Consider the following 17733-nt stretch of genomic DNA (forward strand, 5'->3'; position numbering starts at 1 on the left):
CGAGCCGGGCGGCTTCCGAAACACACAATTTGATGTGCTGTGCCGTGCCACGAGGGTGCATGACGGATGGCTACACCGGTGCGGACCTCTTCACTGACGCTCTGGAATCCTACGGCGTCGACTACGTCTTCGGCAACCCGGGGACGACCGAACTGCCGATCGTCGACGCGATCGGCGAGAGCGACCTCGAGTACCGGCTCGGGCTCCACGAGGACATCGCGGTCGGGATGGCGGGCGGCTACGCCCAGCGACGGCGGTACCACGCCCATCACGACGAGTCGATCACGCCGGTCGGCGTCGCGAACCTCCACATCGCGCCGGGACTGGCCCACGGACTGGGCAACCTCTACGCGGCCAAGATCGCCGGCGCGCCGCTGGTCGTGACCGCGGGCAACCACAGCACCGACTTCCGCCACGAGGAGCCGATCCTCTCGGGTGATCTGGTCGACATGGCAGAGCAGTTCTGCAAGTGGTCCGACGAGGTGCTCGATGTCTCGGCGCTGCCGACGATGCTCCGGCGGGCGTTCCGAGTCGCGATGACGCCGCCGACCGGTCCGGTCTTTCTCGGGCTTCCCCTCGACGTGATGCTCGCCGAAACCGACGCCGAACCCGAACGGCTCGGCCCGATTCCCAACGCCGGCAGCGGCGATCCCGCCCAGCTCGAGCGCGCTGCCGACCTGCTGGCCGAGGCCGACGAACCGGTGCTGGTCGTCGGCGATCACGTCGCTCGCTCGGGCGCCGACGCCGTCGCCGCGGCGGTCGAACTCGCGGAGGCGACGGGGGCCCGCGTCCACGGCGAGATCCTCTCCTCGGAGGTGGACTTCCCGACGGACCACGACCAGTGGGTGTCCCACCTCCCGACCAGCGAGGGCTTGGCGTCGATGCTGATGGACACCGATACGATCTGCTTCGCCGGAGTGTCGACGAACACGACGCTGACACGCCACGACGAGGCGCTGGTCGATTCCGACACGACCTGCATCCACCTGAGCGACGACAGCTGGCAGGTCGGCAAGAACCAGCCCGCCGACGCGGCCGTGATCGGCGATCCGGGACTCGTCCTGCAGGGCCTCACCGAGCGCGTCCAGCAGCGGCTCTCGGACGATACCGTGGCTGATCGGATCGAGGTCGTCGCCGAGGTCAAAGAGACGGTCGAGGCCCAGATGGCCGGCTACGGCGAGGGCGACGAGGCGGACGATCCACGCTCCTCGAAGGCCGAACTGGTCGACGCCATGGAGCGAGTTGCGGGTGACGCCGCCATCGTCGACGAGGGCGTCACCTCGAAGTACGCCATGCTGGTGCGGTGGGAGCTCGCACCCGAGCAGTACACGTCGAACAAGGGCGGCGGCCTCGGCTACGGGCTCCCGGCGTCGGTCGGTGCCGCCGTCGCCGAAGCGCAACTGGACGACCCGCGCGACGTGGTCGGCTTCATCGGTGACGGCTCCTACCAGTACTACCCGCACTCGATCTACAGCGCCGCCCGCTACGATCTGGATCTCACCGTCGTCATCTCCGACAACCGCAACTACCGCATCCTGAAGGATAACACGCTCAAAATCATGGGCGGCGAGGAAGACGACTACGACTTCGTCGGCATGGACTTCGATCCCGCCGTCGATCTCGTGAAAAACGCCGAGAGCCACGGCGCTCGCGCCGAACGCATCGAAACACCCGACGGGATCGAGGACCCCCTCGAGGACGCCCTCGAGCGCGACGGCCCCGACGTGCTCGACGTGTTGGTCCACGACTGAGACGCCGCCGACCACTCCGCGACTCCGGTCGTCGATCCGGCCCTGATTCGCCGCCGCGCGGCCGGTAGACACTTGGATATCCTCGCCGCAGAAAGCGTATTCACGGATGGGATGGGTGATCAACCCCTACAGCGTCGTCCTCTTGCTCTCGTTGGTCGTCGCCGTCGGCACCGCAGTCGCGGCGGCGCGGTCGCGTCCAGCCGCCGGCTCGGTTCCTCTGACCATGCTCATGGCGAGCGTCGCGCTCTGGCTGGGCGCACACGTCCTCGAGATCGAATCGGCGACGTTCCTCTGGAAGGCCCGCTGGGCGGACCTCCAGTGGCTGCCCGCCGCCGTCATCCCGACGCTGTTTCTCGTGTTTGCCCTCGAGTACACGGGCAGGGATCGGTGGCTCACCCGTCGTCGGCTGGGACTGCTCGTGATCGAGCCGGCCGTTATGATCGGCCTGTTGGCGACAAACGACCGGATGCGGCTGCTGTGGGGCACGCCGGTTGAGGCGACGGTCGCGCTGGATATCCCGTGGGGCAGTCGGCGACCGTCGTCACCGCGACGCCGAAAATCGGGCTGTTCGCCCACCTCGGGTACGCGACGCTCTGTCTCGCGGCCACCGCGATTATCGTCTTGGAACTCGTCGTCCGGAGCAACCGCCTCCACCGCTGGCAGGGGCTCGCCGTCCTGATCGCAGTCGCGGTCCCGTGGACGACGGCCGTCGTCGCGTCGTCGTCGCTCGAGATCATCGGCACGACGCCGATTGGTCTGACGGTCACCGGCCTCGCGCTCACGGTCGGCCTCTACCGATACCGGCTCCTCGAGATCACGCCGATCGCCCGAAACGAGGTCGTTGCGAACCTCGAGGACGGCGTCCTCGTCGTCGACTCGAACCGGCGGATCGTCGACAGCAACCCGGTTGCGCGGTCTCGCTTCGGCCGCGACGAACTCGTCGGCGAGCGGATCGATACCGTCCTGCCGGTCGATTTCAACGCGGTGATCGACGCGTCGGACCGCTGCGACGGCAGCGAGGGGGCAGCCGACGAGACCGGCGACGACGCCGCCCAGTTCTCGCTCGCGGACGGCGGCGATCGGTCCTACTACGAACTCTCGGCCGCGCCGATCGACGACGGCCGCGGCCGCCCGATCGGCTGGACCGTCATCGTCCACGACGTGACCGAACGGGTCCGCCGTGAACGCGAACTCGAGCGGAAGAACCGCAAGTTAGACGAGTTCGCGAGCGTCGTCAGCCACGACCTGCGGAACCCGCTTTCGGTCTCGAAGGGCTACCTCGAACTGCTCGAGGAGGAGTACGATCCGGAGCACGTCGAAACGATCGCGGACGCCCACGAGCGGATGGAACGGCTGATCGACGATGTCCTCGCGCTCGCCCGGGAGGGGCGAGCCGCACTCGAGGTGCGGCCGGTCGCGCTCGCCGACGTCGCGACCGAAGCGTGGTCGACGGTGGAAACCGGCGGGGCGTCCCTCTCGATCGACGACGAGCGAACGGTCGACGCGGACCGAACGCAGCTCCGGCAATTGCTCGAGAACCTGTTTCGAAACGCGGTCGACCACGGATCGCCGGCTCGAGACGTGCGATCGGACGGAAGCGAGACGTGTGACGAGACGCCGATCACCGTCACGGTCGGGACGCTCGAGGACGGGTTCTACGTCGCCGATTCGGGGACCGGGTTCGAGGGTGATCCGGCGGCGGTCTTCGAGGCGGGGTACACGACGAGCGAACACGGGACGGGGCTCGGGCTCTCGATCGTCGCGGACATCTGTGCCGACCACGGCTGGTCCGTGACGGCGACCGAAGCCGCGACCGGCGGCGCGAGGTTCGAGATCACCGGCGTCGAGGTTTCCGAGTCGACGCCGGAGATGGCGGACCGACCGTCGGCGGCTCCGGCCGCCGACCGCGAGTAATCGGCGCTACGAGCGCCAGTACGCCGGCGTCAGGATGACCAGCACGGAGAGGATCTCCAGCCGGCCGATCCACATCAGAAAGACCATGTACAGCTTCGCGGCATCGGAGAACGGCTCGTAGCTGTTCATCGGCCCGACGACGCCGACGCCGGGGCCGACGTTTCCGAGCGTCGCGATCGTCGCGCTCGTCGCCTCGAGCGCCGACAGCGAGAGGTCGGGGGTGCGGTGTGCGTCGAGGAACAGCACTACCGTCGAGACGACGAACAGCGTCAGAAAGAGCGCCATGAAGACGAAGATGCTGTGGATCGTCTCCTCGTCGACGACGTCCCCGGTCCCGCCCATTCGAACCGGGCGGACGGCTTGGGGATGGATCGTCCTGAACAGTTCGCGACGGATGGATTTCCCGACGACGTACCAGCGGACGATCTTGATCGAGCCGGCCGCAGAGCCCGCCGACCCGCCCAGAAACATCGCGAAGAGCAAGATTGCCTGCGCCGACTCGCTCCACGTATTGAAGTCCATGCTGGCGTAGCCGGTCGTGGTCACGATCGCGAGCGTCTGGAAGAGCCCGTGGCGAAGCGAGCGCTCGAGGCTGCCCGGGATCGCGGCGATGCCGTCGGGGACGGTCGCGAGGCCGACACCGAGGAACAACAGCACGGAGAGGAGGCCCCCGACGATCCCCATCGACAGCAGGTACGATCGGAACTCCGCGTTGCCGGTCAGGCGCTCGGGCCGGCCGCGCCACGCGTACCAGTAGAGCGCGAAGTTCGTCCCGGCGATGACCATAAACGGCATGACCGCCCACTGGACGATCGGTTCGAAGGCCTCGATGCTGCGCCCTTCCGGCGAGAATCCGCCGGTCGGCAGGCTCGTAAGCGCGTGGGCGACGGCGTTGTAAAACGTCATGTTCGGAGCCAGCCCGACGAGGTTGAGGCCATAGTAGACGACCACGGCGGCGAGGGTAAACCACGCGTAGAGCAGCCAGAGCGCCCGCGCCGTCTGCTTGATCCGCGGCGTGAGCTTCTCGACTTGCACCCCCGGCGCTTCCTCCCGGATGAGCTGCGTGCCGCCCACGGAGAGCTCCGAGAGGATCGCGACCATGAGCACGAGGATCCCCATCCCGCCGAGCCACTGGGTGACTTGTCGCCACATCAGCACGGATCGGGAGTGGGTGTCGACGGAAATCTCGCCCATGACCGTCGCGCCGGTGGTCGTAAAGCCGCTCACGCTCTCGAACAGCGCGTTAACTGGATCGGCGATCGTCCCCGTGCCGGCGACGAGATACGGAATCATTCCGATGGCCGGCACGACGAGCCACGTCAGCGCGACCATCAGAAACGCCTCGCGGTGCTCGAGTTTGGGCTCCGACTCGAGGCGCTCGAGTCCCATGCCCACGGCGACTGCGACGGCGAGTGCGACGAGGAACGGCAGCGGAGACTCCCGGTAGTACAGCGCGACGACCGTCGGAAACAGGAGCGTCAGCGAGAGATACTTCAACACCGTTCCGACGAGGCTACAACTGGATCGAACGTCGACGCGAATCCGACCTATCATACGTATCAATTACTCACTGCGAACGGCTCGGAGCGACGAAACGGCAGCTACTTCCGACAGATTCCGTGTTCGGCAATAAAGACTGTGTCTCGGTCGCACTCGCGTACGCCGTCGCCCGCGTCGCCCGCCGTCGGCAGCGAGCGAAGCCGCGGGTTCGACCGGCCGCTCAGCGCTCGAGGCCCCGAACCCGCTCGCCGTCGGCCGTCTCGGGGAAGATCTTCCCCGGATTGAGCGTGTCGGTCGGATCGAGCGCCCGCTTGATCGCCCGCATGGTCTCGACCGCGCCGGCGCCGTGTTCGGGCTCGAGGTACTGCTGTTTCCCCTCGCCGATACCGTGTTCGCCCGTTGCGGTCCCGCCCAGTCCGATCGCGAGTTCGACGATGTCCCGGTAGAGGCGCTCGCCGCGCTCGACCTGTTCGGGATCGTCGGGGTCGGCGAGCACGCCGTAGTGGAGGTTGCCGTCGCCCGCGTGGCCGTAGCAGGGGACGAGGAGATCGTAGTCGTCGGCGAGCCGTTTCGTCTCGCGGACGACCTCGGGGTAGGAACTGATCGGGACCGTCACGTCGCCGGGGTGGAGCGGCTCGAGGTCGGAATCGTACGTCGAGACGGCGTAGGCCATTTCCCGGCGCGCTTTCCAGAGTGTCGCCATGTCGGCGTCGTCGTCGCTCATCTCGAAGCGGACGACGTCGCGGTCCTCGAAGATCGACCGGCAGAGGTCGATCTCCTCGTCGACGCCGTGGTTGGCGTGGAACTCGAGGAAGACCATCGGCGCGTCGGGCAGGTCGCTGCCGAGGTAGTCGTTCGCCATCGTCGCGCTCAGCCCGTCAACGAGTTCGATCCGGGCGACGTCGATGTCGGTCCGGACCGCGTCGAAGACGGCCTCAGCCGCGTCGTCGAGGGTCTCGAAGATCGCCCGGCCGCCGCGGATCTGCTCGGGGCGGCCCGCGAGTTCGAGCGTCGCCTCGGTGACCACCGCGAGGGTGCCCTCGCTGCCGACGATGAGATCGGTCAGGTTGTAGCCGCTCGAGGTCTTGCTCGCTCGCGAGCCCGTCTCGATGACGGTGCCGTCGGCGAGCACCGCCTCGAGGCCGAGCACCCAGTCGGCGATCTCGCCGTACCGGACCGTCTTCATGCCGCTGGCGTCCGTCGCGATCATCCCGCCGATCGTCGAGATGTCGCCCGAGGAGGGCAGCGGCGGGAAGAACAGGCCGTCGCCGGCGACGTACTCGTCGACGTCCGAGCCGATGATCCCCGGGCCGACATCGATCTGGAAGTCGTCGGGCCGGTAGTCGACCACGTCGTCCATGCGCGTGAGATCGAGGCTGATTCCCCCGTGGGCCGGCACGGCGTTTCCCTCGAGTCCCGTCCCCGCGGCGTAGGGGGTCACCGGGACGCCGCGGTCGGTCGCGGCGGCGAGGACCGCCGACACGTCGGCCGTGGACTCGGGCCAGACGACGGCGTCCGGGAGCGTCCCCTCGTCGGTTCGCTCCGTCCCGAAATCGGTGGCGTGGGATTCCAGTCGTCCGGGAGCGAACGAGACCTGATCGTCCGCGAGGGCGATCTCCTCGAGAAACGAACAGTCGTGTGTCATATGCCCACGTTAGTCACTGGCAGCATCAACGTTTCCCACTGGCTCGCGCGCTGAACGCGAGGTGTAGCGGGACGGAACGAGCCGCCGACCGCGGCTCGAGTCGCTCAGTCGAATACGACAGCCGCCGCGAGCGAAACGACGACCGCGACCGCGAGGGCGACGAGGATCCCGAAGACTGGGTCCGGCTCGTCGAGGGCGAACCCGGCGGCGAGCATTCCGATGCCGCCGAGTTCGAGTCCGAGGCCGACCACGCCCGTTCGCGCGCTGCCGTCCGCGCGACTGGCGGCGTCGGAGACGCCTCCCTCCTCGCTCGCCTCGTTCTGGGCGGCGGTAACGCGGAGAAACCACGGGAGGAACAGCGACGCCCCAGCGCCCGCGAAGACGCCCGCGATCGCGCCGTAGACGATACTGTCCAGCGCGATCATACCCACGGCGGTGAACGCGACGGCGTTCATCACCGCCGATCCGCCGCCGATGACTTTGAATACGCGATCGTCGACGTCCGAATTCGAGACCGACATGGATAGGGGATTTACTGTTAGTAAGAAAGAACGTTCCGGTTTTGGAAATCTCCGTGAGCGAGTGCGTGAGGCAGTCCAGCGGCGGTATGTCGTACCCTCAAGCGGCGAAGAATCGTCTCAACGACGACTCCCTCGCACGAACGGACGGAAACGGTCCAATTTTATGTGAGTGCATAACGCTATCAATGATGATGACAGTTTGCCGCGCGACTCGAGGGCGATCGCGGAGGGGAGCACTGTGACCGCCGAACTGGATCTGTTGGTGCGCCTCGGTGACTACGACCGGCCACAGGAGGTCGCCGAGCGGGCCATACAGGCCGAAGAACTGGGCTTCGACCGGCTCACGGTCGGCGAGACGACCGGCTGGAACATCGTCCCGCCGCTGACGCTGGCGGCCGACCGCACCGAGGAACTGGGCATCTCCAACGATGTCATCTCGCCGTACGGGCGCACGCCGTCGATGCTCGCCCAGACCGCGCTCACGATGCAAGCCGCCGCCGACGGGCGGTACCGGTTCGGGATCGGACCGAGCTCGCCCGCGATCACCGAGCGCTGGCACGGCCAGGCGTTCGACCGCCCGCTCCGGCGCACCCGCGAGGTGATCGAGATCATGCGCAACGTCTACGAGGAGGGCACCCCCTCCTACGAGGGCGATATCTTCGAGATCCCCGGGCTGGGGTACGAACGCGGCCCCTCGGAGAACCCGCCGCCGATCGACGTGGGAACTCTCGGTCCCAAAGCCACCGAGATGGCCGGCCGCTTCGGCGACGGCTGGGCACCCCAACTGTTTACGAAAGACGGTCTGCGGGATCGCCTCGATGATCTGGAACGCGGTGCCGAACTCGGCGGGAAGGAGCTCTCTGACCTGCGGGTCGCGCCGATCGTTCGCGGCGTCGCGAGCGAGGACCGCGAGGAAGCGCGCGCGAAGGCTCGCGGCACGATCGCGTTCATGCTCGGGGCCTACGGCCCCTACTACGGCGATTCGGTCGCCGGACAGGGCTACCCCGACGTGGTCGAGGAGATCCGGGCCGCGTGGGACGACCGGAACACGGACGCGATGGCTGACGCCCTGCCCGACGACGTACTCGACGAACTGGCCCCCGCGGGCACTCCCGAGGAGGTCCGCGAGTGGGTCCGCGACTACGGCCAGATCGAGGCCGTCGACGCCGTTCGGGTCGGCTTCGTCGACGGCATGACCGAGGCGGACAAGCGGACGACGATGGAAGCGATCGCCGAACTCGCTTGATCGGCGATTTCCGCCGTCTCCGACCAGCGAGCCGGTGCGATGGACTCCGTCCCCGCCCCGCTTCGTCCGGGGACACTCGCGGGAGTGTTTCGATCGGACTCACACGTCGCATATATACGGTCCGGCGCGTATCCGATGTATGATCCCACTACTGAGTTCGCCCGAGAGTCTCACCGCGTTCGGCGAGACGGAGTCCGACGCCGTGGATACGGCGATGGACCTGTTGGCGGATCACCGCCGTCGCGCGGTATTGCAGTACCTCGCCGAGACCGACGGCTCCGCCGCGCTCACGGAACTGGCAGTAGAGATCGCAGCGCAGGAAGCGGGCGCGGAACCGAACGCGATTTCGGACCACGGCGACGTCTCAGCGAGGGATCGCCGGGCCGTCCGCATCTCGCTGCACCACACGCACATACCGAAGTTAGCCAACGCGGACGTGGTCGATTACGAAACCGAGACGGAAACGGTCACGCTCCGCGACCGCGGACGAGCGCTGCTGTCCCGACAGGACGCCGTCAACGAACCCCCGAAGTAAGCCGGATAGCCGGATTGTCACCGGCGTCTCTCATCCGTCTCCGGTTCCCATTCCCATCTCCGTTTCTCGAGCATCGACCGACCGTTCGGTTACGGCTCGATGACGAGTTTTCCGAGGAAGCTATCGTTCATGACTGCCCGCTGGGCCGCCGCGGCCTCCTCGAGGTCGTACGACTGTGCGACGTCGATCGAGAGGTTGCCGACGTTCATGAGGTGGGCGACGCCGCGCAGCGGTACGCGCAGGTCCGGCGTGTTGAACATGCTCATGAACTGGTAGCTAACGTCCTTCGACCGGGCGGCACCGTCGTTCGTGAAGCCGGGGTCCGGACTGTTTTCGCCGATTCCGATGACGCGTGCGCCGGTCGCGGCAACGTCGGCGTCGAACTGCAGGTAGTCGTCCAGCCGGTGGTCGAGCACCACGTCGACGCCGCCGTCGGAAGCGTCGCGGACGGCGTCGGCGAGGTCGTCGCGCGCGTAGTCGAGGACCGTCTCGGCCCCGTAGTCGGCGAGTCCGTCGTGGTACTCCTCGGACGCAGTGGTGATGACCCGCGCGCTCACGGCGGCCCCGATCTGGACCGCGGCGTGTCCGACGCCGCCGGAGCCGCCGTGGACCAGACAGTACTCCGCGGGCTCGAGGTCGGCGTGATCGACCAGCGCGCGCCACGCGGTGACGGTGGCGACGCCCGCGCCGCCGGCTTCGGTCAGGTCCGCGCCGTCGGGGAGGTGGACGACGCGGTCGGTCGGGACCGTCGCGTACTCCGCGTAGGCCCCCTGTGAGGAGCCGTTCCCGATACCGGTGCCGTAGACGCGGTCGCCCGCCTCGAAGCCGTCGACGGCGGCTCCCGTCTCGGCGACGGTGCCCGCGAGGTCGACGCCGGGAGTGAACGGAACGTCGACCGGCGTGTAGGAACCGTCTCGGAAATAGGTGTCGACGGGGTTGACGCCGGCCGAAGCCACCTCGACCAGTAGTTCGTCCGCGGCGGGCTCCGGGCGGTCGATTTCGTCTACCTGCAGTACGTCCGCGTCGCCGTGCTCGTGAAGGCGTACAGCTCGCATCCTACTCGGTAGCACGCAGCGGGACCGTAAAACGGTATACGTGACGGCAGAGCGGACACCCCCAACGGGCGGCCCGCTCCCGTCGGGGCCCCGACTGCCGATAGTCGTCACTGGAAGTCACTGCACACCCGATCGCATGCCGGCTTCGCGATCGGTGTGTAAATCGTTCCAGTGGCGACTATGTTGCACCAGCAAGTACAATCCTTGTCTGCACGAGCCCCCTCGCTGTCGATATGAGCGAATCCGATCAGCAACCGCTCGAGGACACCACAGTGGGAATCTTCCTCGCCGCGGAAGGCACCGAAGAAGTCGAGTTCACCGAGCCGAAGGCGACCGTCACCGACGCCGGCGCGACCGTCGACGTGCTCGGCAGTGAGTCCGGCGAGGCCCAAACTGTGAACAACGACCTCGAGGAGAGCGACAGCTACGAGATCGAGAAATCGTTCGAAGACGTCTCGGCCGACGACTACGACGCGCTGATCGTCCCGGGCGGGACCGTCGGCGCAGACACGCTCCGGACGAGCGAGGCCGGGGTGGACCTCCTGCGACAGCACGTCGAGGCTGGCAAGCCGGCGGGCGTGATCTGTCACGGCCCGTGGACGCTGATCGAGGCAGACGTGGTCGACGGACGGCAGCTAACGTCCTACCACAGCCTGCAGACCGACGTTCGCAATGCCGGCGGTGAGTGGGTCGACGAGGAGGTCGTCGTCGACGACGGATTGGTGACGAGCCGGAATCCGGGTGACCTCGAGGCGTTCTGTGAAACGATCGTCGACGAGTTCGCGACGGCGAGCAGCTAACTGTCCGTTTTCGTCGCCATTCGGGCGGCACCCGTTCCCGGTAGTCGTTCGGTGACGAGTCGCTCGAGTCGAGTCGCGAACGGACGCGGACGCTGTTCCATTCGCAGCGAACGCGGTGGGACTCCCACTGTCCAGAACAGTGGAAGTACCTAACACTGATACATTTTGACTGTCTACGTATCAGAGTGGAGATAAAACGGAAGGGAGATCGGAAGTGGCACTTCGCAGAAAACACTCGTTGTGGGTGGGCAGACCACTACGCGACCCACGATCACTTCACTTCAGAGAAGCATATCAGTTCGGTATCGGACCTCTCCGCGAACTTTTGTGGAGAGTGTGAGAAACGCAGGGGGATAGACACTGATCGCTAACGGGTTCAAGAACGACTATCGGTAGTATATTTCCCCGAAGAATCAAATCGCAACAGAGCTATCTCCCCGGCCGATTCGCTCGCCGCAACCCAGCGCGCACCACAATCAGTGATGACCCAGAGAGTGATCGCTCTTCGAACGCCGAGACAGCGACGGCCACTGATCCGGACCGCGGACTCGAGGAGCAGCGTTAACCGAAAGCACAGAAGGGACCGATTATCGAACCGCCTGCGTCGCGGCGTCCATGATCTCGAGCGCTTCCTTCAACTCCTCCGTGCCGGTCGCGTAGGAGAGTCGCGCGTAGCCCTCGCCGTTCGCGCCGAAGGCGTCGCCGGGGACGACCACCACGCCGCGCTCGAGCACTTCGTCACACCAGCCGTCGGGGACCTTCGGCATCGCGTAGAAGGCGCCTTCGGGTGTGGGGACCTCGAGTCCGGCGTCGGTGAGCCCGTCCAGGACGAGGTCCCGCCGCTGTTCGAACGTCTCGACCATCTCCTGGACCGGCTCCTGCGGACCGGTCAGGGCGGCCTCGGCGGCGAACTGCGCGGGCGCGGAGGCACAGGCCTGTCCGTACTGGTGGACCCGGAGCATGCGCTCGATGCGGCGATTGGTCTGCGTCGCGCCGTCGGCGCGACGAGGCGAAGGCGGCGAAGCCGCCCCAGCGACGACCCAGCCGAGCCGCCAGCCGGTCATCGAGTAGGTCTTCGAGCAGGCGCTGATGACGACCACGTTGTCCGTGTCGGCGAATTTCAGCGGCGAGTGGTGCTCGCCCTCGAAGACGATGTGTTCGTAGACTTCGTCGGAGAGACAGAGCACGTCGTGCTCGTCGGCGATGCGGGCGAACTCGCGCATGTCGGCCTCGCTCTGGACGGCCCCCGTCGGGTTCGCGGGGCTGTTGACGATAAACGCCGCCGTCTCCTCGGTGATGGCGTCCTCGACAGTGGCGGGATCGAGGGTGAGATCCTCCCGGAGCCCGACCGGCTTCGGCGTGCCGTCGGCGATGTGAGTCAGCGCGTCGTAGGAGACGAAGCCGGGATCCGGGAAGATGACCTCCTCGCCGGGATCGACGTGGGCCTCGAGCGCGAGGTGCAACGCCTCGCTGCCGCCGGACGTGGCGATCACGTCACCGGGATCGACCTCGAGACCGTAGTCGCGGTCGTACTTCGCCGAAATTGCCTCCCGGAGCTGTTGGGTGCCCTTGTTGGAGGTGTAGGCGTCGGCCCGGCCGGATTCGATCGCTTCGATCGCGCCGCGGCGAGCGTGGGCGGGGGTCGGGAAATCGGGCTGTCCGAGCCCGAGGTTGATCGCGTCGTCGCCCGCGGCCTCGAACACTTCGCGGATGCCGCTGATCGACACCTGCTCGACTCGCCGTGCGAATTCGGTCATGGCTACACGGGGGTTGTCGACCCCGATAACTCTTGATGTGTTCGCCAGTCGCGTCAAACGGCTATCAGAAGCCGTGAGACTCTTGTCTGCGAGACTAACAGTGCCACAAGGAATATGCCCTCCCTCTCGAATTCTGGGATAATGACGACATCTCGACGATCGCTGCTCGCCGCGGGCGCGACCGGGACGCTCGCACTGACAGCAGGCTGTCTCGACTTCGTCCTCGGCAACGGACCGCTCGAGTTCAGTTCCGACCGCGTCGCACCGACCGACGAGGCCCTCGAGGAGACCGGCTACGACGAGAAAGAGGTTACCGAGGAGACGATCGATCGAACCGTCGAACTCCCCGCCGGCATCGAACGCGACGTGGAGGCCTCGATCTGGACCTCGGTCTACTCCAAACAGCTCGAATACAAGGGGCAAGAGCGCGAGGGCAGCGCCTTCGCGGCCGTCTCGATCCCGGGGATGGAGGTCGCCGGCCGCTCGGTCAACCCGCTCGACGACATGTCGAACGAGGAGTTGCTCGCGGAGTTCCTGAACCAGATCGACGGCGGCGAGATCCGCAACATCCAGCACGAGGAGTCGTTCGAACTCCCGATTCTGGACGAGCAACGCGAAACCGACGTCTTCATGGGCGAATCCGACCTCGCGGGCGAGCCGATCGACATCGAGATCAAGATCACGTCGTTCACCCACGAGGACGATCTGCTCGTCTTGCTCGGAACCCTCCCGAAGATGAATACGAAGGAATCCGCGAACGTCGAAGTGCTGATGGAGTCCGTCGAGCACCCGTTCGATAGCTAAAGTCATCTCGAGCCGGTAGGTAGGCAAACGCGTCTGCGTTCTCTCGAGCGCTCATCGCGTAGCGCCGCGGCTCTCGGTCACTGAAAATGGCTGAAATGGGGAACTGCGCCGAACGGCGACGCGGCGTTAGTAGAACTCGCGGACGAGATCCATCGCGTCCTCGGGCGCGCCGTCGGGGATCTCGGACATGTCCTCGGTAACGCCGTGCTGTTCGTGATACGGCACGGAGTTTTCGTCCTGATACATCACGCCTTGGTATTCCTTATCACTGTCGAGGATGACTTCCTTGGCGGCCTCGTAGTCGTTCGGATCGTGGTCCTCGTCCTCCTGCAGGTCGACGAGGTTGTCGCGGAAGTAGTCGTAGGTGTCGACGTCGTTGAACGTGACACAGGGACTGAAGACGTTGACGAAGCCGAAGCCGTCGTGCTCGATGGCTTCCTGCACGATCTCGGCGTGGCGCATCGCGTCGGAACTGAACGACTGCGCGATGAAGGACGCGCCGGAGGCCAGCGCCAGTGCGAGCGGGTTGACCGGCGGCTGTTTGGGGCCCTCGGGGGTCGTGCTGGTCTCGAAGTCCGAGCGCGAGGTCGGCGAGGCCTGTCCCTTCGTCAGGCCGTAGATGCGGTTGTCCATGACCACGTAGGTCATGTCGACGTTCCGGCGGACCGCGTGGACGAAGTGACCGGCACCGATCGAGTAGCCGTCACCGTCGCCGCCGGCGACCATGACCTCGACGTCGGGCCGGGCCATCTTGACGCCGGTTCCGACCGGCAGGGCGCGACCGTGGACTCCGTGCAGCGCGTAGCTGTGCATGTAGGTCCCGATCTTGCCGGAACAGCCGATCCCGGCCACCACGAAGGTGTTGTCGGGATCGTTGCCGGTGTTCGCGAGGGCTTTCATCATGCCGTTCATCGTCCCGAAGTCGCCGCATCCGGGACACCACGTCGGCTGCTTGTCGGACTTGAAGTCGGTAAATCGTACGTCGGAGCTCATTGTGCTGGCACCTCTTCGGTGAGTTTGTCGGTAATGTCGTCTGCGAGTTCGTCCGCCTTGAATCGAACGCCCGTATACTTGTTAATGCGCTTCACGCGGGTAAGCACGTCGTGTTCGATCACGTCGGCGAACTGCCCGGTCGCGTTACACTCGACGACGATCGTCTCCTCGGCAGCCTCGATCTCCTCGGTCAGATCTGGCCGCGGGAAGATGTAGGGCACCGAGATGACGCGGACGTCGATCCCGTCGTCCTCGAGGTAGTCGAGCGCTTCGATGAGCGCGCCTTCGTTCGACCCCCACGAGATGATGAGGTTGTCCGCGTCCGGGTTGCCGAACTCGCGGTAGTCCCAGTCCTCGTTCTCTCGTGCGGTTTCGACTTTGCGGTTTCGTTTGTTGACCTGATGGACGCGCTCGTCTTCTTCCTCCGTCCGACGGCCGAGTTCGTCGTGCTCGAGGCCGGTGGACATGTGGGCGGCGTCGGTCGTGCCGGGGATGGCACGCGGGCTGACGCCGTCTTCGGTGACGGCGTGGGCGCGGAAGTGGCCCTGCGCGTCGAGCCACTCGTCGACCTCGTCCTCGTCGACGAGCTTGCCGCGGTCGATCTCGACCTCGTCCATGTCGAAGGCCTCCGGCGGGAACGTCTGTTCGGTGACCGACATCGCCAGATCGGAGACCAGGAAGACCGGCGTCTGATACTTCTCCGCGAGGTTGAACGCCTCGACCGTCTTCCAGAAACACTCGGTGATCGAGGTGGGGGCGACGACGAATCGCGGGACCTCGCCGTGGCCGCCGTAGAGCGCCATATTGAGGTCGCCCTGTTCCTGTTTCGTCGGCATCCCCGTGGAGGGACCGGAGCGCTGGATGTCGGCGATGACGAGCGGCGTCTCGCTGGTCGCGACCAGCCCGAAGGTTTCGGTCATGAGGTCGATCCCGGCACCCGACGTGGCGGTCATCGATCGGGCACCGGCGCGTGCGGCCCCGAGTGACATGTTGATCGCCGACAGCTCGTCTTCGGCCTGCACGACGTGGCCGCCGTAGTCCTCGATCCGTTCGGTGAGATACTCCATGATCGACGTCGCGGGCGTGATCGGATAGCCGGCGTAGAACCGACAGCCGGCCGCGAGTGCCCCCATCCCGACGGCCTCGTTCCCGTTGAGGAGGACGTAATCGTTGTCCGTCGTGTCGATGTTGTAGCCGAGGTGGTCCAGATCGTAGTTCTCCTGGACGTATTCCTGTCCCGCGCGGGCGGCTTCCTTGTTGTTCTCGACGATCTTCGATCCCTTGCCACCGAAGCGCTTCTCGAGGGCTTCGTCCAGATATTCGACATCGAAGCCGGTGATCTCACACGCGGCACCGAGCGCGACGATGTTGCGCATGATCGCGCCGCCGGCCTCCTCGGCCAGCGACTTCAGCGGGACGTCGACCGCCGTCATCTCCTCGGGAATCTCGGCGTCCCACGAGCGCTCGCCGTCGTAGATGATGGCGCTGCCCTCGTGGAGTTCGTCCAAGTTCTCGTCGATCGTCCGCTGGGTGAGCGCGACCAGGATGTCGAGTCGGTCGACGACGCTCTGGACCTTGTCGACGGAGGTCCGAATCTTGTAGGCCGTGTACCCGCCGCGGATACGCGACGCGAAGTCTTTGGAGGTGAATACGTGCCGTCCGGCTCGGGCGAGTGCCTGAGCGAAGATCTTACCCGTGGAGTCGATGCCGTCCCCGGCCTCGCCTCCGACCGCCCAGTTGAGGTCCTCAGCCATGTTGTCCTGAGCCTTACCCCCCATAAATGAAAAGGCTTCTGAAACCCCAACCGACAGATTGCGACGACGAATGATATATTCGGCATAGACAAACACGACGATTAGTCGTTATTAATTACGAAGACGGCGATATCTCGAGAAAGAAACGGCGACGCGGAGAATTTGTAATTGAGTTCCGAGTAATACTCCGGAGCATCGAATAGGTACGCAAGTCGACCCGTCGTCAGTGGCGGAACGGAACGCCTTTTCAACCGGCCGCCGAACGAATTCGACATGGAAGGGACCCCAGTCACTGTCGAATCGGTCAGCGAAGTCGGCCCCGATACCGTCACGCTCGAGCTCGCGACGCCCGAGGGGTTCGACGCCCTGCCGGGACAGTTCGTCCTGCTCCGGGCCCGGCCCGACGACGAGGTGCTCTCGCGCCACTACACGCTCTCGTCGCCCGCCGTCGGCGAGACGTTCGAACTCACCGTCGGCGTCGACCCGGACGGCGACCTCTCGCCGTGGCTCGCTGCCCTCGAGGGCGGCGAGACCGTCCACGTCGACGGACCGTTCGGCCGGATCACCTACGAGGGCGAGGACGACGTCGTCGCGGTCGCCGGCGGCCCGGGGGTCGGCCCCGCGGTTGCGATCGCCGAAGCGGCCCACGACGCCGGACACGACGCCGTCGTGATCTATCAGGCCGACGAACCCGCCCACACCGAGCGCCTCGAGGCGCTCGAGGACGCGGGCGCGACGGTCGTCTTCGTTGACGGTGACGCGGCCGACGAACTGGCGGACGCGATCGCGTCCCACCGCGAGGACGGGCAGCTGTACGCCTTCGGCTTCGACGGCTTCGTCACGGCCGTCGCCGACGCGATCGAGGACGCCGGCGGCGACGCCGACGAGGCGCTGATCGAGAACTTCGGCTGACGACGGCGGCGGCCGCGCTATCGGATCGGCCTCGAGTCGCCGACCGACGGACTCGCTCTTACTCTCGAGGATCCTCGGACAGTCCCAGTTTCACGAACACGAGCGCCGCCCCCAGCAGCGCGGCATTTTTCGCGAAGTGGAAGAACTCCTGTTGTCGCAGTTCGGGGTCGTCGACCGTCCAGAAGTCGTGCATCACCGGCGTCGCACCGGCGAAAAATCCCGCGACCGCGGCGGCCGACGCGGCGGGGACTCGCCACAGCGCCACGCCGAGACCGCCGAACAGGAGCCCGCCGCTCGTCGCCGGCACCGACAGCGACGGGATCGGCGCGTTCTTCGACTCGGCGTACTGGATCCGCGCCTCGAGGTTCCGGAGGTTGTCCATTGCCATGAACGCGAGGACGGCACCGAACAGGACCCGCCCGAGCCGGGACGGCCCGCTCTCGGCGACCGAGTTCTCGTCCGCTTCCGCCCGGCGGAGCGTTCCACGCTCGCTACTGTGTTGCGTCTCGCGCTGGAAGGGGCTACGCATACGGTGGCGTAGACGCG

The 17733-nt window shown here is 66.2% G+C and carries 16 protein-coding genes; 8 read left to right on the forward strand and 8 right to left on the reverse strand.

Translation table 11 applies throughout. The features are described 5' to 3' along the window. Nucleotides 1–59: 59 nt before the first annotated feature. The 3 genes from FEJ81_RS09250 (at nt 60) to FEJ81_RS24170 (ending at nt 3665) form a co-directional block, all read left to right on the forward strand. Nucleotides 60–1751, forward strand: a complete 1692-nt coding sequence (locus FEJ81_RS09250) for a thiamine pyrophosphate-binding protein (protein ID WP_138245018.1) — start codon at nt 60–62, stop codon at nt 1749–1751. A 106-nt stretch (nt 1752–1857) separates the two neighbouring features. Beyond that, a complete protein-coding gene (locus tag FEJ81_RS24165; RefSeq protein ID WP_267877902.1) occupies nt 1858–2430 on the forward strand; it encodes a histidine kinase N-terminal 7TM domain-containing protein in 573 nt (190 codons plus the stop codon). After that, the gene (locus tag FEJ81_RS24170) at nt 2316–3665 is read left to right on the forward strand and encodes a sensor histidine kinase (protein ID WP_267877939.1); all 1350 of its coding nucleotides are present in this window, start codon (nt 2316–2318) and stop codon (nt 3663–3665) included. Before FEJ81_RS24165 ends, FEJ81_RS24170 begins: the two co-directional genes overlap by 115 nt. Nucleotides 3666–3671: 6 nt before the next feature. Here FEJ81_RS24170 and FEJ81_RS09260 read toward each other — a convergent pair whose 3' ends face one another. The 3 genes from FEJ81_RS09260 to FEJ81_RS09270 form a co-directional block, all read right to left on the reverse strand. Further along, nucleotides 3672–5219, reverse strand: a complete 1548-nt coding sequence (locus FEJ81_RS09260; protein ID WP_138245019.1) for a TrkH family potassium uptake protein — start codon at nt 5217–5219, stop codon at nt 3672–3674. A 166-nt stretch (nt 5220–5385) separates the two neighbouring features. After that, a complete protein-coding gene (locus FEJ81_RS09265) occupies nt 5386–6810 on the reverse strand; it encodes an FAD-binding oxidoreductase (protein ID WP_138245020.1) in 1425 nt (474 codons plus the stop codon). Between the two features lie 104 nt (nt 6811–6914). Next, the gene (locus FEJ81_RS09270; RefSeq protein ID WP_138245021.1) at nt 6915–7331 is read right to left on the reverse strand and encodes a hypothetical protein; all 417 of its coding nucleotides are present in this window, start codon (nt 7329–7331) and stop codon (nt 6915–6917) included. A gap of 238 nt (nt 7332–7569) precedes the next feature. Between FEJ81_RS09270 and FEJ81_RS09275 the strand changes: the two genes are divergently transcribed. Continuing rightward, nucleotides 7570–8577: a TIGR04024 family LLM class F420-dependent oxidoreductase gene (locus tag FEJ81_RS09275; RefSeq protein WP_138245022.1), complete on the forward strand. Its 1008-nt coding sequence runs from the start codon at nt 7570–7572 to the stop codon at nt 8575–8577. 139 nt (nt 8578–8716) lie between these two features. Then, on the forward strand, nt 8717–9112 hold the full coding sequence (locus tag FEJ81_RS09280) for a DUF7344 domain-containing protein (RefSeq protein ID WP_138245023.1): 396 nt from the start codon (nt 8717–8719) through the stop codon (nt 9110–9112). 89 nt (nt 9113–9201) lie between these two features. Here the strand turns inward: FEJ81_RS09280 and FEJ81_RS09285 are convergent, their stop codons facing one another. Continuing rightward, on the reverse strand, nt 9202–10167 hold the full coding sequence (locus FEJ81_RS09285; protein WP_138245024.1) for an NADPH:quinone reductase: 966 nt from the start codon (nt 10165–10167) through the stop codon (nt 9202–9204). Between the two features lie 233 nt (nt 10168–10400). On the opposite strand from FEJ81_RS09285, the gene FEJ81_RS09290 reads away from it, so the two are divergent. Next, a complete protein-coding gene (locus FEJ81_RS09290) occupies nt 10401–10967 on the forward strand; it encodes a type 1 glutamine amidotransferase domain-containing protein (protein WP_138245025.1) in 567 nt (188 codons plus the stop codon). A gap of 587 nt (nt 10968–11554) precedes the next feature. Here FEJ81_RS09290 and FEJ81_RS09295 read toward each other — a convergent pair. Beyond that, nucleotides 11555–12724 (reverse strand): pyridoxal phosphate-dependent aminotransferase, encoded by a 1170-nt coding sequence (locus tag FEJ81_RS09295; protein ID WP_138245026.1) that lies wholly within the window; start codon nt 12722–12724, stop codon nt 11555–11557. 141 nt (nt 12725–12865) lie between these two features. Between FEJ81_RS09295 and FEJ81_RS09300 the strand changes: the two genes are divergently transcribed. Beyond that, nucleotides 12866–13528, forward strand: a complete 663-nt coding sequence (locus FEJ81_RS09300; protein WP_138245027.1) for a DUF6517 family protein — start codon at nt 12866–12868, stop codon at nt 13526–13528. Between the two features lie 126 nt (nt 13529–13654). On the opposite strand, the gene FEJ81_RS09305 is transcribed toward FEJ81_RS09300, so the two are convergent. After that, a complete protein-coding gene (locus FEJ81_RS09305) occupies nt 13655–14521 on the reverse strand; it encodes a 2-oxoacid:ferredoxin oxidoreductase subunit beta (protein WP_138245028.1) in 867 nt (288 codons plus the stop codon). Then, the gene (locus FEJ81_RS09310; protein ID WP_138245029.1) at nt 14518–16275 is read right to left on the reverse strand and encodes a 2-oxoacid:acceptor oxidoreductase subunit alpha; all 1758 of its coding nucleotides are present in this window, start codon (nt 16273–16275) and stop codon (nt 14518–14520) included. The genes FEJ81_RS09305 and FEJ81_RS09310 overlap by 4 nt, the downstream gene beginning before the upstream one ends. A gap of 273 nt (nt 16276–16548) precedes the next feature. On the opposite strand from FEJ81_RS09310, the gene FEJ81_RS09315 reads away from it, so the two are divergent. Next, nucleotides 16549–17187 carry a ferredoxin--NADP reductase gene (locus FEJ81_RS09315; RefSeq protein ID WP_138245030.1) on the forward strand — a complete coding sequence of 213 codons (639 nt, stop codon included), beginning with the start codon at nt 16549–16551 and terminating at the stop codon, nt 17185–17187. 58 nt (nt 17188–17245) lie between these two features. Here FEJ81_RS09315 and FEJ81_RS09320 read toward each other — a convergent pair whose 3' ends face one another. Next, nucleotides 17246–17716, reverse strand: a complete 471-nt coding sequence (locus FEJ81_RS09320; protein ID WP_138245031.1) for a DoxX family membrane protein — start codon at nt 17714–17716, stop codon at nt 17246–17248. Between the last annotated feature and the right edge of the window lie 17 nt (nt 17717–17733).

It is taken from the genome of Natrinema versiforme (genome assembly GCF_005576615.1).
Lineage (GTDB): Archaea > Halobacteriota > Halobacteria > Halobacteriales > Natrialbaceae > Natrinema > Natrinema versiforme_A.

Excerpts from the sequence above, each read along its gene's own strand:
- FEJ81_RS09315 (WP_138245030.1), top strand. The coding sequence starts at position 16,549 with ATGGAAGGGACCCCAGTCACTGTCGAATCGGTCAGCGAAGTCGGCCCC.
- FEJ81_RS09280 (WP_138245023.1), top strand. The coding sequence starts at position 8,717 with ATGATCCCACTACTGAGTTCGCCCGAGAGTCTCACCGCGTTCGGCGAG.
- FEJ81_RS09270 (WP_138245021.1), bottom strand. The coding sequence starts at position 7,331 with ATGTCGGTCTCGAATTCGGACGTCGACGATCGCGTATTCAAAGTCATC.
- FEJ81_RS09290 (WP_138245025.1), top strand. The coding sequence starts at position 10,401 with ATGAGCGAATCCGATCAGCAACCGCTCGAGGACACCACAGTGGGAATC.
- FEJ81_RS09295 (WP_138245026.1), bottom strand. The coding sequence starts at position 12,724 with ATGACCGAATTCGCACGGCGAGTCGAGCAGGTGTCGATCAGCGGCATC.
- FEJ81_RS09285 (WP_138245024.1), bottom strand. The coding sequence starts at position 10,167 with ATGCGAGCTGTACGCCTTCACGAGCACGGCGACGCGGACGTACTGCAG.
- FEJ81_RS09250 (WP_138245018.1), top strand. The coding sequence starts at position 60 with ATGACGGATGGCTACACCGGTGCGGACCTCTTCACTGACGCTCTGGAA.
- FEJ81_RS09260 (WP_138245019.1), bottom strand. The coding sequence starts at position 5,219 with ATGATAGGTCGGATTCGCGTCGACGTTCGATCCAGTTGTAGCCTCGTC.
- FEJ81_RS09265 (WP_138245020.1), bottom strand. The coding sequence starts at position 6,810 with ATGACACACGACTGTTCGTTTCTCGAGGAGATCGCCCTCGCGGACGAT.
- FEJ81_RS09300 (WP_138245027.1), top strand. The coding sequence starts at position 12,866 with ATGACGACATCTCGACGATCGCTGCTCGCCGCGGGCGCGACCGGGACG.
- FEJ81_RS24165 (WP_267877902.1), top strand. The coding sequence starts at position 1,858 with ATGGGATGGGTGATCAACCCCTACAGCGTCGTCCTCTTGCTCTCGTTG.
- FEJ81_RS09305 (WP_138245028.1), bottom strand. The coding sequence starts at position 14,521 with ATGAGCTCCGACGTACGATTTACCGACTTCAAGTCCGACAAGCAGCCG.
- FEJ81_RS09320 (WP_138245031.1), bottom strand. The coding sequence starts at position 17,716 with ATGCGTAGCCCCTTCCAGCGCGAGACGCAACACAGTAGCGAGCGTGGA.
- FEJ81_RS09310 (WP_138245029.1), bottom strand. The coding sequence starts at position 16,275 with ATGGCTGAGGACCTCAACTGGGCGGTCGGAGGCGAGGCCGGGGACGGC.